Below are 12203 nucleotides of genomic sequence, written 5' to 3' on the forward strand. Positions count from 1 at the left end.
CTTAGGCGGCGATGCGCAGGTTCTGCAAAACGATCGGGCGTGCCCAGCCGTTATCGAAGTCCAGCGCCTTTTGCTGTTCGGCGATTTCTTGCGGCGAGAACGGCGGGAATGGCTTGTCCAGCAAGTCCAGATCGAACTCGGCAATCGGCAAGTACAGTGGACGCTTGTGCGGCGCAGCGCCTGGCTCCGGAATTGGCTGACCATTGTTGATCACGATCGGGCGAACCCAACTGCTGTCGAAATCCTGCTGCTCTTGCTGAGCTTTGATTTCTTCCGGCGGGAACGGTGGGAATGGCTTGTCGGCCAGTTCCATTTCGAACTCGGCGATTGGCAGGAACAGCGGCTCCGGCGGACGCACTTCGGTTTCAACGACTTCGCATTCACGCTGGCTGACGATATGCGCGTGCAGTTCGCTGCCCAGGGTCGGCTCTTCAGGGCTGTTCAGGTCAACCGGTGGAAACGTGCCGCAGGCGGGCACCACTTCACTCGTCTGTTCGGCCAGGGCCTGGGCAAAGAAATCCTGCCACAGGTGACTGACGCCGCTCAGTGCTTGAGTATTTTGACGGCTGAAATCGCCATGGGGCGAAATGTAGCCAATCGATGTGGGAAGAATGCCTGACATTTTTTTCGGTTGACGCTCAGCTCTGGCAAAATGCGCGTTGATTGGGTTATCGGCGGTTTCTGCCGATCCTTAACTTTTTTGAGCGTGTTTTCCATGATTGAGCAACCCGCGGCCTGCCGCATCCATGTCCAGGCCCTTGGCCCGACGTTTGAAGCGCAGGCCGAGCAGTGGGCCAAGCGTCTGGGCCTGCCGTTGCAAGTGGCTGATGGCGAGTTTGCCTTGCAGGTCGGCGAGCAGGGTTTGCAACTCCAGCAACTGGGGCCGGATGCGCCGGGGCCTGTGCGCGTGGACTTTGTCGAGGGCGGTGCGGCGCATCGTCGTTTATACGGCGGTGGCAGCGGGCAGATGATCGCCAAGGCTGTCGGCATTGCCCAAGGTGTGCGCCCGCGGGTGTTGGATGCCACAGCAGGGCTGGGCAAGGATGCGTTCGTGCTGGCGAGTCTGGGCTGCGAGATGAGCCTGATCGAGCGCCAGCCGCTGATCGGTGCGTTGCTGGAGGATGGCCTGGCGCGCGCGGCGGAAGATTTCGACGTGGCGCCGATTGTGGCGCGGATGAAGTTGCTCAAGGGCAACTCCATCGAGGTCATGCGCCACTGGGAGGGCGAGCCGCCGCAAGTGATCTACCTTGATCCGATGTTCCCGCATCGGGAGAAAACCGCGTTGGTGAAGAAGGAAATGCGCCTGTTCCGGCCGCTGGTTGGCGATGATCCGGATGCACCGGCGTTGCTTGAAGCGGCGTTGGCACTGGCCACGCACCGGGTGGTGGTCAAGCGGCCGCGCAAGGCGCCGTGCATCGACGGGCCGAAGCCGAGTCATGCGCTGGATGGCAAGTCCAGCCGGTATGACATTTACCCGAAGAAGGCGCTCAAGGCTTAAGACCGCGTCGCTGCCATCGCTAGCCTGCTAGCGATGGGGCCGGCCAATACAGCGCAAAACTCAGGGCCGATACGCCCGCATAAACAATCCCACGACTTCCTGCACATGGCTCTGCGCCGCCTCGTCAGTCAACGGCTCCCCACAGCCATACAACAAGCGAAAATTGCCCGCGCCCTTGATCAGGCAGAAGAAATGCTCAGCCGCGTTACGCGGCAGGTCGATGTTCAGCGCGCCGCTTTCGTGGATCTGCGTCAACAGCCGCTCCATCCCTTGCACCATGCGCTCGGGGCCGGCCTCAAAGAAAATCTGCGACAGTTTTGGATCCTGCGCGCCCAGTGCCATGATCAGGCGATGCAGATTCACCGATTCATCGCTGTTGATCAGGTGATGAAAGCCCCGGGCAATGTTCAGCAACACATTTTCCACGGCAATGCCGTCCGGCAATTCGAAGAACAACGGCGGTAATTGTTCCTCGCATTTGGCCACCACGGCGGCGGAGAACAGTGTCTCCTTATCGGTGAAATGGCTGTAGACCGTCAGCTTCGACACGCCGGCCTCGGCGGCCACCGCGTCCATGCTGGTGTTGGCATAGCCATGACTCAGAAACAGAATTTTCGCCGCATCGAGAATCGCCTGACGTTTGGCCAGATCCTTGGGGCGGCCCGGGCCGTTTGGAACTGCAAGATTGTTCGACATTCTTCGCTTTTATTACTGGACTGGTGAGTTTGCTATTAATAACATACCGGCCAGTATAATTATTCCAAGCACCATTAGCGAAAGGTCCGTCACCATGTCCCGCCATGCACTGCACCTCACGTGGCCATTTGCGTTGCCAGTCAGCCTGGTTTTTTTACTGTCCGCATGTGGCCAGGAAGAGGCAGCGCCCGTTACCGTGCGACCGGCGATGGTGGTGCAGCCAGAGCCTTCGGCGCAGAAGATGGAAAGCTATCCGGGCGAAGTGCGCGCCCGTTACGAACCTGATCTGGCGTTCCGCATCGGTGGAAAAGTCAGCCGACGACTGGTCGAGGAAGGTCAGCGCGTGAAGGCCGATCAGCCGCTCGCCGAACTTGATCCCCAGGACGTACGCCTGCAACTGGAAGCGACTCGCGCCCAAGTCTCTGCCGCTGAGGCCAATCTCACTCTGGTGCGCGCCGAACGTGACCGCTACAAGACGCTGATGGATCGGCAGATGGTCAGCCGCTCGGCCTACGACAACGCCGAAAACCTTTATCGCTCCGGCGAAGCCCGCCTCAAACAGATCAAAGCCCAATTCAACGTTTCGACCAATCAGGCCAGTTACGCCGTGTTGCGTGCGCCCCAGGACGGTGTGGTTGCCAAGCGCTCGGTGGAAGTGGGGCAGGTGGTCGCCGCAGGGCAGACGGTGTTTACACTCGCCGCCGATGGTGAGCGTGAAGTGCTGATCAGCCTGCCGGAACAGAGTTTTGGCAGGTTCAAGGTCGGTCAGCCGGTTACCGTAGAGCTCTGGACGCAGCAGAACCAGCGCTTCGCCGGGCAGATTCGTGAGCTGTCGCCATCCGCCGATCCCAAATCCCGCACCTTCGCTGCCCGTATCTCTTTCACCAGTGGCAAAGTCCCGGCCGAACTCGGCCAGAGTGCGCGTGTGTTCGTGCAATCAGCCAATACCGCATCGCTATCGGTGCCGCTTTCGGCACTGACCGCCGAGAACGGTGCGACCTACGTCTGGGTCGTCAGCGCCAATAACACCTTGAAGAAGACCCCGGTGCGAGTCGGCCCATTCGGTGAAAAAACCGTGCCGGTGCTCGAAGGCCTCAACGCCAGCGACTGGGTCGTGGCTGCCGGCGTGCATGTGCTCCTCGAAGGGCAGCAAGTGCGCCCCGTGGATCGTTCCAACCGTGTGGTCAATCTGGCGGACAAGGAGTAAGTCCCGATGCGCTTCAACCTTTCCGAATGGGCGCTGCGTAATCGCCAGATCGTACTGTTCCTGATGCTTTTGCTGGCCATCGTCGGTGCGTTGTCCTACACCAAACTCGGCCAAAGTGAAGACCCGCCGTTCACCTTCAAGGCCATGGTGATTCAAACCCGTTGGCCAGGGGCGACCGCGCAGGAAGTCTCACGGCAGGTCACTGAACGCATCGAAAAGAAACTGATGGAAACCGGTGAGTACGAGCGCATTGTTTCGTTCTCCCGTCCTGGTGAGTCTCAAGTCACCTTCATTGCGCGCGACTCGATGCATTCGGTGGAGATTCCCGATCTCTGGTATCAGGTACGCAAGAAAATCAGCGACATCCGCCAGACGCTGCCGCCGGGCATTCAGGGGCCGTTTTTCAACGATGAATTTGGCACGACCTTCGGCAATATCTACGCGCTGACCGGCGACGGTTTCGACTACGCCGTGCTCAAGGATTACGCCGATCGCATCCAGATCCAGCTGCAACGGGTAAAGGATGTCGGCAAGGTCGATTTGCTCGGTTTGCAGGACGAGAAAATCTGGGTCGAGCTGTCGAACGTCAAACTCGCCACCCTCGGTTTACCGCTGGCGGCGGTGCAACAGGCGCTGGAGGAACAGAATGCGGTGTCCACGGCGGGTTTCTTTGAGACGCCTACCGAGCGCTTGCAGCTAAGGGTTTCGGGGAATTTTCAGACGGTCGATGAGATCAGGAACTTCCCCATCCGGGTCGGTGATCGCACGTTCCGTATCTGCGATGTCGCCGACGTGCGGCGTGGATTCAACGATCCGCCGGCGCCGCGCATGCGCTTCATGGGCGAAGATGCGATCGGCCTGGCGGTTGCGATGAAGGGCGGCGGTGACATTCTGGTACTGGGTAAGGCGCTGGAAGGCGAGTTCTCGCGTATCCAGAAAAACCTCCCGGCCGGTATGCAACTGCGCAAGGTGTCTGACCAACCGGCAGCAGTGAAAACCGGGGTTGGCGAGTTTGTCCAGGTGTTGGTCGAGGCGCTGGCGATTGTGTTGCTGGTGAGCTTCTTCTCCTTGGGCGTGCGCACCGGCATGGTCGTGGCGCTGACCATTCCGCTGGTCTTGGCGATGACCTTTGCCTGCATGTATTACCTGGGTATCGGCCTGCACAAAATCTCCCTCGGTGCGCTGGTTCTGGCGCTGGGCTTGCTGGTGGACGACGCGATCATTGCCGTGGAGATGATGGCGATCAAAATGGAACAGGGCTTCGACCGGATCAAGGCCGCGAGCTACGCCTGGACCAGCACCGCGTTCCCCATGCTCACCGGAACGCTGATTACCGCCGCAGGCTTTCTGCCGATTGCCACGGCGCAGTCCGGCACCGGTGAGTACACCCGCTCTATTTTCCAGGTGGTGACCATCGCGCTGCTTGCTTCGTGGGTGGCAGCGGTGGTGTTCGTGCCGTATCTGGGTGAAAAACTGCTGCCGGACCTGGCGAAAATTCATGCCGCCAAACACGGCGCCGGGGACGGTCAGTCGGACCCTTATGGCACACCGTTCTATCAGCGCGTTCGACGTCTGGTGGAGTGGTGTGTGGTCCATCGTAAAACCGTGATCGTGCTGACGTTGGGGCTGTTTATCGCGTCGGTGATGTTGTTCCGCTTCGTGCCGCAGCAGTTCTTCCCCGCCTCAAATCGACTGGAATTGATGGTCGATCTGAAACTCGCCGAGGGCGCTTCGTTGGCCAATACCACCGGTGAGGTCAAGCGGCTTGAAGCGATACTCAAGGAGCATGCCGGCATCGATAACTATGTGGCCTATGTCGGCACCGGTTCGCCGCGTTTCTATTTGCCGCTGGACCAGCAACTGCCTGCGGCGAGCTTCGCCCAGTTTGTGGTGTTGGCCAAAAATATCGAAGAGCGTGAAGCGCTGCGAACCTGGTTGATCGATACGCTCAACGAACAGTTTCCGGCGCTGCGTTCGCGGGTGACACGTCTGGAAAATGGTCCGCCCGTGGGGTATCCGGTGCAGTTTCGCGTCACGGGTGAGCACATCGAAGAAGTTCGTGCGCTTGCCCGCAAGGTGGCGGCCAAGGTGCGCGAGAATCCCCATGTGGTCAACGTGCATCTGGACTGGGAAGAACCGAGCAAAGTGATCTACCTGAACATCGATCAGGATCGCGCTCGGGCACTTGGGGTGAGCACGGCCAGTCTGGCCAAATTCCTCCAGAGTTCGTTGACCGGGTCGAGTGTCAGCCAATATCGCGAAGACAACGAGTTGATCGAGATTCTGCTGCGCGGCACGGTGCATGAGCGCACTGAGCTGTCGCTGTTGCCGAGCCTGGCAGTGCCGACTGACAACGGCCGCAGCGTCGCGTTGTCGCAAGTGGCCACGCTGGAATACGGCTTTGAGGAAGGCATCATCTGGCACCGTAACCGCCTGCCGAACGTGACGGTGCGCGCGGACATTTATGACAGGGAGCAACCGGCGACGTTGGTGAAACAGATCCTGCCGACGCTGGATTCGATTCGTGCCGAGTTGCCGGACGGTTATCTGCTGGATGTCGGTGGGACGGTGGAGGATTCGCAGCGGGGGCAGAAGTCGGTGAACGCCGGGGTGCCGATGTTCATTGTCGTTGTGCTGACGTTGCTGATGGTGCAACTGCGCAGTTTTTCGCGCACGGCGATGGTGTTTTTGACGGCGCCGTTGGGGTTGATCGGGGTGGTGCTGTTTTTGATGGTGTTTCGGCAGCCGTTCGGATTTGTGGCGATGTTGGGGACGATTGCGCTGTCGGGGATGATCATGCGTAATTCGGTGATTCTGGTGGATCAGATCGAGCAGGATATTGCCTCGGGGCTCAGGCCTTGGCAGGCGATTATCGAGGCTACCGTGCGGCGCTTTCGGCCGATTGTGTTGACGGCTCTGGCGGCGGTTCTGGCGATGATTCCGTTGTCGCGCAGTGTGTTTTTTGGGCCGATGGCGGTGGCGATCATGGGGGGGTTGATTGTGGCGACGGCTCTGACGTTGTTGTTTTTGCCGGCGTTGTATGCGGCTTGGTTCCGAGTGCGTCGGAAGGCTTGAGGCTTGGCGGCCTTTGGGCCGACCATGCTGTGGGTGTTCTTGGTGAATATCCGTTGCTTCGGGTGCTGGCTCTGGCGGTTTCGCTTTTACAGCGAGTCCCTTTTGCAAACGCCCAAAAGGAACCAAAACGCTGGGCCCCGGCGTACGGCCCGCTCGCTGGGGCTCGGGGTGCCTTCGTTGCGGGTTTCATCCGGGGGCATCGCCTCCGGTTTGCTGCGCTGCACCTCCTTTCGATGTGTTCGACTTCGTCGAACGGCGCTGCGCGCCTACCCCCGGATGAATCCCGAAACGAAGCCTGCCGAAGGGGCCGGTACGTCAAGAGCTGCAGCCGAGCTAACGCTCATCCTGTTGAGTGGTGAAGGGCGACGCGGGGCTAGTGTGTGGTGTTTTTGCTTTTCGGTGTGGGTTTGCCAGCGATGGCGGCCTGACAGCCGACCGATTGCGACCGGATGACACTCGATGCCATTGTGTGAGACAGCCTGCTGGCACTTCTCGAAGTCGATCCGCAAACCTGACGCCTGCAAAAAAGCCCGCTGAACGTATGACGTTCAGCGGGCTTTTTGGTGTTCAGAACCTTACAGCGTCCCAAACACCTTCTTCGCCAGACTTGTTGCAGCAGCGGCGGGGTTTTTGCGGATGGTTTCTTCCTGTTTACCGATCATCTCGAACAGGCCGTTAAGTGCTTGCTCGGTGACGTAGTTTTCGACGTTGGCGCTCTTGGCGTCGACGACGCCGAAGGCCGCGGCCTGGCCGGCGAAGGTGTTGTATTTCTGCGCCACGCCGACCTTGTCGGTGGCTTGTTTGACGATTGGCAGGAACTTGGCGCGGATCTGTTCGCGGCTGGATTTGTCCAGGTACTGTGTGGCCGAGTCGTTGCCGCCGCTGAGGATGCCTTTGGCGTCGGCCACGCTCATTTTTTTCACGGCGTCGACGAGGATCGGCTGGGCCTGGGTCACGGCGCTTTCCGCGGCTTTGTTCATCGCGGTTTCCAGTTCTTCGACCTGGGCGCCCATGCCGAAGGCTTTCATCTTGCCGGCGACTTTGCCGAGTTTACCCGGCAGTTCGATTTTCACGTCCGGGTTGTTGCTGAAACCGCCCGGGGTACCTAATTGTTTGACGGCCAGTTGTGCGCCTTGGGTCAAGGCGTCCTTGAGGCCGCCGGTGGCGTCGTTTTGTGACAGGTCGCTGAGTGACAGGGCCATGGCGCTGGCGCAGATCATCAGGCCTGCGCACAGGCCGGCGAAGCGAAAGGTGGGACTGAGCATGGCGGCTTCCTTGTTCCAGAAAATGAATTAACGCGCGGCGTCAACGCGGATTTTAAGCGGCTGCGGATCGTTGCCGTCCAGTTGCACGGCATGGTTTTCGGTGGTGATGAACATCAGTTCGCCGTTCACTTCAATGCGTGCGCTGACCGAGTAACGGTGGCCGGGTTTGACCTGCGCCGGATCGTAGCTCAAGTGGAACGGCAGCGGCACTTGGCCTTTGACCGGGCCTTTCTGTTCATCGAGTACAACGGCTGGGGCGTCGGCCAGTGAAACGTCTTGCAGGCTCACGCTCAGCGTTGCGCTCGGTGGCAGGGCGATGCGTTGCAGGTAGAACACTTCGCCGTCGAGGCTGACCTTGCCGGCGGGAGTGGTCGATTGGCAGGCGCTGAGCAGGGCAGCGGCAGCGAGAATGGTCAGTTTTTTCATGGCAAATCTCCTTTCATTGTGGGAGCGGGCTTGCTCGCGAAGGCGGTGTGACACTCAACAGCGATGTTGAATGTTGAACCGCTTTCGCGAGCAAGCCCGCTTCCACAGGGTTTTCATCAGGTCTCGGGCGGTGTGGCGACTTGGTCGGCCGCATCTTCACTGCGATGCAGCGCCACCTGACGGATCGACAAACGAATGTCCGCCGGCAACACGCGTTTGGCAGCACCTTCGGCCAGTTCGCCGAGCAGTTCGTGGTAGCTCAATTTGCCCGCTTCGTCGCGGCGCAGCACGTCGAGGTCGAGCAGGGTCTGGATGAAGTGGCGGAACAGGCTCTTGTCGAAAAACTCCGGGGCGTTGAGGCCATGCAGGATCGACAGGCGCTGAGCCATGACCGTGCAGAGGTCTTCCAGTTCTTCGGCGCTGACGGCGTTCTGGCCGGCGTTGAGCAGCAGCGACACGGTCATGTAGAAACGTTGCAGGGTCTGCGCAATGCTCTTCGACAGCAGCGTCAGCAACACGAAATGCCGTGAACTTGGCGCCGGACGCAGGTAGACGTCTTTCTCGAAACGCAGCAGACCTTGCTCGACAAATGCTTCCAGCCACTGATCGACCACGGCATCGAGTTCGTCCAGGCTCCAGCGGATGAACAGCTCCGACTGCAAGTACGGATACAGCGCGCGGGTGTAGCGCAGGATCTGTTCGCGGCTCATGCGCGAGGTGCTCTGGAAGAAACTCGCCAGCAGCGCCGGCAGGGCAAAGATGTGCAGCACGTTGTTGCGGTAGTAGGTCATCAGGACGGCGTTCTGCTCGTCCAGATAGAGGATCTTGCCCAGCGCATCGCTTTGCTCGGACAGCAGGTCCATGTCCTTCACATGCTCGATCAGCGCACGGCCATCACCTTCCGGCAGGGTGGTGTGTGGCGAGTACGGGACTTTGCGCAGCAGGGCCAGATACAGATCCAGCACGCGCGCCATGGCCCGATCGTCCAGTGCCAGGCGGCTGGTCGACAGAAGCGCCAGTGCCACCAGGTTGACCGGGTTGATCGCTGCCGCTTCGTTGAGGTGCTGGGCGACTTTCTCTCCGAGGCGATGGGTGGTCGCGTTGAGCCACGCGGGTTTGTACTGCGGGCCAAGTTCCTGTTGGCGCCAGCCCGGTTGCTCGGCATCGAGGAATTGCGCCAGTTTGATCGGTTCGCCGAAGTTGACGGCCACCTGACCGAAACGTTGCTTGAGCGCGCCGATGACTTTGAAGATGTCGAAGATCGACTCTTTCTTCTTGCTCGCACCCCGCAGTTCGCCCAGGTAGGTGCGGCCCTCCAGCACGCGTTCATAACCGATGTACACCGGCACAAACACGATCGGCATGCGCGAGGAGCGCAGGAAGCTGCGCATCGTAATCGCGAGCATCCCGGTTTTCGGTTGCAGCATGCGCCCGGTGCGCGAGCGGCCGCCTTCGACGAAGTACTCGACCGGGAAGCCTTTGGTGAACAGGGTGTGCAGGTATTCGTTGAACACCGAGGTGTACAGCGGATTGCCCTTGAACGTGCGGCGCATGAAGAACGCACCGCCACGGCGCAGCAGGCTGCCGATCACCGGCATGTTGAGGTTGATCCCGGCGGCGATGTGCGGCGGGGTCAGGCCGTTGCGGAACAGCAGATACGAAAGCAGCAGGTAGTCGATGTGGCTGCGGTGGCACGGCACGTAGATCACTTCGTGACCCTGGGCGACCTTCTGCACGCCTTCGATGTGGTTGACCTTGATGCCGTCGTAGATCTTGTTCCAGAACCAGCTCAGCACCACTTCGAGGAAGCGGATCGCGGTGTAGGTGTAGTCCGAAGCGATCTCGTTGCCGTAGCGCAGGGCTTGGGCCTTGGCTTTTTCCGGGGAGATGTTTTCGCGCTCGGCCTCATCAAGGATCGCTTGCTTGACCAGTGGCTGGTTGAGCAGGCCTTTGACGAGGTTGCGGCGGTGGGAAATGTCCGGGCCGATCACCGCCGCTTTGAGGTTGCGAAAGTGCACGCGCAGGATGCGCTGGGCCATGCGTACGGTGCGCTCGTGGCCCTTGTTGTGTTCGATCAGCTCGCGCAAGTGGATCGGCGCAGAGAATTGCACACGGGTTTTACGCCCCAGCACGATGATGCTCAGCAGCCGGCGCAGACGTCCTGTGACCGCCCAACTGTCGGCGAACAACAATTTCCACGGGCTCGACTCGCTGTCCGGCGACTGCCCCCAGAACACGCTGACCGGGATGATTTGCGCATCTTCGGCGGCGTTCTGGGTGAGGGCGCTGACCAGGCGGGTCAGGGTCGGCGGCGCGCCGCGTTTGTCCTGACGGCCGAGCCAGTCCGGGTCTGGCGTCAGGTAAAAGAACGCCGCCGGTTCGATCAGCGATCCGATCGACACCGGCAGCACCGGGCGAGGCAGGCCGGCCTTGGTGCACTCGGTATCGACCACTGCCAAGTCGGTGAGCGATGGGTTTTGCAGGACGTAGAACACCGGACGACTGCGGTCGAGGTTGAGGGTGAACGACGACTGATTGATCGTCTCGGAGCGAACCCAGAGGTATAACAGTCGGCGCAAGGTGCCAAACACAAGACGGCGGAACGGGGAACGGGTCATACGGCTTCTGCGTGAGTGAATAAAACCGAGCGTTTGCTCGGGCGGTCGACAGTTTGCCGGATTCATCGAAAATCGGCAAAAAAGCGGCGAAGTAATCTCCTGTTGAGACTTTTCGCTCCTGTCATATACTCGGCGGTCTGTCGCCGGGGCCCTTTTATGGACGTCGGACGCAGGCTGACGTTCCTCAAAGGCTTTCCTGCGAAAAGCCTGTTCAATAATAAAAAAGGAGTATGAACAGATGGCAACACGTGAAACCGGAAACGTGAAGTGGTTCAACGACGCCAAGGGCTACGGCTTCATTCAGCGCGAAGACGGGGTGGACGTGTTCGTGCACTACCGCGCGATTCGCGGCGAAGGGCATCGGTCGCTGACCGAAGGTCAGCAGGTTGAGTATGCGGTGGTGACAGGTGACAAGGGTTTGCAGGCTGAGGATGTTGTAGGCCTGTAAATCCAGGATCAAAAGATCGCAGCCTTCTGCAGCTACTACAAAAGCTGCTGCAGGCTGCGATCTTTTTTTGGGTGTGAAATCTCATCCAACGCTGCGCTGTATGAATAAACACCCTGTCAGATCTGACAGTAGACAGCTTTTGTTCTCACGGCTACTTTCGCGAAAACGTGCCTTGGAGCCAGTATTTTCGCGGCTCTACCTACGCGAGAGGAAAGCGGTCATGTGGAAAGGTATTTCGATTTTGCTGGTCTTGGGGCTTTTCGGGTGCTCAGGTCAGACGACCTCCGAAAATGCTTCTCCGGAACCGCTCGCTCGCGCAATGACAGGTCTGGCATTGCCACAACAAGAATCAGGTATTTCGGCGGCGCAGCCCGCGATATTCAAAGTGGTCGACGCGCCGGGAGGCGAGTTGAATGTCGATACCCTCGGCACAGAGGCCACTGTTCAGGTGAATTATCCGAGTCAGGCGCCTAGGGACACCGTCGGTGTGCGCCTGACCGGTGTGGCGTTGCGTGATGCGCCAATCCAGACCGTGTCCACCGTGGGCACGCGGACCTTCAAGTTGCCCAAAGCCTGGATCAGCGAAAACAAGGGGCGTACGGTCAACCTGACTTACACCTACAAGGTCGGCGGTGTCGGAAATCTGATTACCTCGTCCCCACTGAGCATCCGCGTGGTCAGCGCGCAGGGCCAGAGTGTGTTCAAGGTGGTCGAAGCCCCGACGGGAGAGTTGAATGCCGATACGCTCGGCACCGAAGCCAACGTACAGGTCAGTTATCCGAGCCTGGCGCCAAAGGATACTGTCGGTGTGCGCCTGACCGGTGTGGCGTTGCGTGATGCGCCAATCCAGACCGTGTCCACCGTGGGCACGCTGACCTTCAAGTTGCCCAAAGCCTGGATCAGCGAAAACAAGGGGCGTACGGTCAACCTGACTTACACCTACAAGGTCGGCGGTGTCGGAAATCTGATA

Annotated in this window: 10 protein-coding genes; 5 read left to right on the forward strand and 5 right to left on the reverse strand. The window is 59.7% G+C overall.

The window, feature by feature from the left end; genetic code table 11:
* Position 1: 1 nt before the first annotated feature.
* A complete protein-coding gene (locus ACIOWA_RS14945; protein WP_339430524.1) occupies positions 2-622 on the reverse strand; it encodes an energy transducer TonB in 621 nt (206 codons plus the stop codon).
* 93 nt (positions 623-715) lie between these two features.
* Here ACIOWA_RS14945 and ACIOWA_RS14950 point away from each other — a divergent pair, with 93 nt between their 5' ends.
* Positions 716-1498, forward strand: coding sequence for a class I SAM-dependent methyltransferase (locus ACIOWA_RS14950; RefSeq protein ID WP_401160470.1), 783 nt, complete (start codon positions 716-718; stop codon positions 1496-1498).
* A gap of 60 nt (positions 1499-1558) precedes the next feature.
* Here the strand turns inward: ACIOWA_RS14950 and ACIOWA_RS14955 are convergent, their stop codons facing one another.
* Positions 1559-2194: a TetR/AcrR family transcriptional regulator gene (locus ACIOWA_RS14955; RefSeq protein ID WP_401160471.1), complete on the reverse strand. Its 636-nt coding sequence runs from the start codon at positions 2192-2194 to the stop codon at positions 1559-1561.
* A gap of 94 nt (positions 2195-2288) precedes the next feature.
* On the opposite strand from ACIOWA_RS14955, the gene ACIOWA_RS14960 reads away from it, so the two are divergent.
* Together ACIOWA_RS14960 and ACIOWA_RS14965 are read left to right on the forward strand one after the other, a co-directional pair.
* Positions 2289-3401, forward strand: coding sequence for an efflux RND transporter periplasmic adaptor subunit (locus ACIOWA_RS14960; protein WP_339430526.1), 1113 nt, complete (start codon positions 2289-2291; stop codon positions 3399-3401).
* Between the two features lie 6 nt (positions 3402-3407).
* Complete coding sequence (locus ACIOWA_RS14965; RefSeq protein ID WP_401160474.1) at positions 3408-6476, forward strand: efflux RND transporter permease subunit; 3069 nt, start codon at positions 3408-3410, stop codon at positions 6474-6476.
* 575 nt (positions 6477-7051) lie between these two features.
* Here the strand turns inward: ACIOWA_RS14965 and ACIOWA_RS14970 are convergent.
* The 3 genes from ACIOWA_RS14970 to plsB all read right to left on the reverse strand — a co-directional run bounded on the left by ACIOWA_RS14970 (position 7052) and on the right by plsB (position 10785).
* Entirely contained in the window at positions 7052-7741 is a 690-nt protein-coding gene (locus ACIOWA_RS14970; RefSeq protein WP_401160476.1) for a DUF4197 domain-containing protein, read from the reverse strand.
* Positions 7742-7768: 27 nt separating this feature from the next.
* The gene (locus tag ACIOWA_RS14975) at positions 7769-8167 is read right to left on the reverse strand and encodes a YbaY family lipoprotein (RefSeq protein WP_221733955.1); all 399 of its coding nucleotides are present in this window, start codon (positions 8165-8167) and stop codon (positions 7769-7771) included.
* A gap of 116 nt (positions 8168-8283) precedes the next feature.
* Positions 8284-10785: a glycerol-3-phosphate 1-O-acyltransferase PlsB gene (plsB, locus tag ACIOWA_RS14980; RefSeq protein WP_339494453.1), complete on the reverse strand. Its 2502-nt coding sequence runs from the start codon at positions 10783-10785 to the stop codon at positions 8284-8286.
* A gap of 238 nt (positions 10786-11023) precedes the next feature.
* Here plsB and ACIOWA_RS14985 point away from each other — a divergent pair, with 238 nt between their 5' ends.
* On the forward strand, positions 11024-11233 hold the full coding sequence (locus ACIOWA_RS14985) for a cold-shock protein (protein WP_095189383.1): 210 nt from the start codon (positions 11024-11026) through the stop codon (positions 11231-11233).
* A gap of 334 nt (positions 11234-11567) precedes the next feature.
* On the forward strand, positions 11568-12203 hold a 636-nt coding region (locus ACIOWA_RS14990; RefSeq protein ID WP_401160479.1), incomplete at its 3' end, for a hypothetical protein.

The organism is Pseudomonas sp. NPDC087614 (genome assembly GCF_044743485.1).
Classification (GTDB): domain Bacteria; phylum Pseudomonadota; class Gammaproteobacteria; order Pseudomonadales; family Pseudomonadaceae; genus Aquipseudomonas; species Aquipseudomonas baetica_A.

Coding starts and splice junctions, on each gene's coding strand:
- ACIOWA_RS14945 (WP_339430524.1), bottom strand. CDS start 622: ATGTCAGGCATTCTTCCCACATCGATTGGCTACATTTCGCCCCATGGC.
- ACIOWA_RS14950 (WP_401160470.1), top strand. CDS start 716: ATGATTGAGCAACCCGCGGCCTGCCGCATCCATGTCCAGGCCCTTGGC.
- ACIOWA_RS14955 (WP_401160471.1), bottom strand. CDS start 2,194: ATGTCGAACAATCTTGCAGTTCCAAACGGCCCGGGCCGCCCCAAGGAT.
- ACIOWA_RS14960 (WP_339430526.1), top strand. CDS start 2,289: ATGTCCCGCCATGCACTGCACCTCACGTGGCCATTTGCGTTGCCAGTC.
- ACIOWA_RS14965 (WP_401160474.1), top strand. CDS start 3,408: ATGCGCTTCAACCTTTCCGAATGGGCGCTGCGTAATCGCCAGATCGTA.
- ACIOWA_RS14970 (WP_401160476.1), bottom strand. CDS start 7,741: ATGCTCAGTCCCACCTTTCGCTTCGCCGGCCTGTGCGCAGGCCTGATG.
- ACIOWA_RS14975 (WP_221733955.1), bottom strand. CDS start 8,167: ATGAAAAAACTGACCATTCTCGCTGCCGCTGCCCTGCTCAGCGCCTGC.
- plsB (WP_339494453.1), bottom strand. CDS start 10,785: ATGACCCGTTCCCCGTTCCGCCGTCTTGTGTTTGGCACCTTGCGCCGA.
- ACIOWA_RS14985 (WP_095189383.1), top strand. CDS start 11,024: ATGGCAACACGTGAAACCGGAAACGTGAAGTGGTTCAACGACGCCAAG.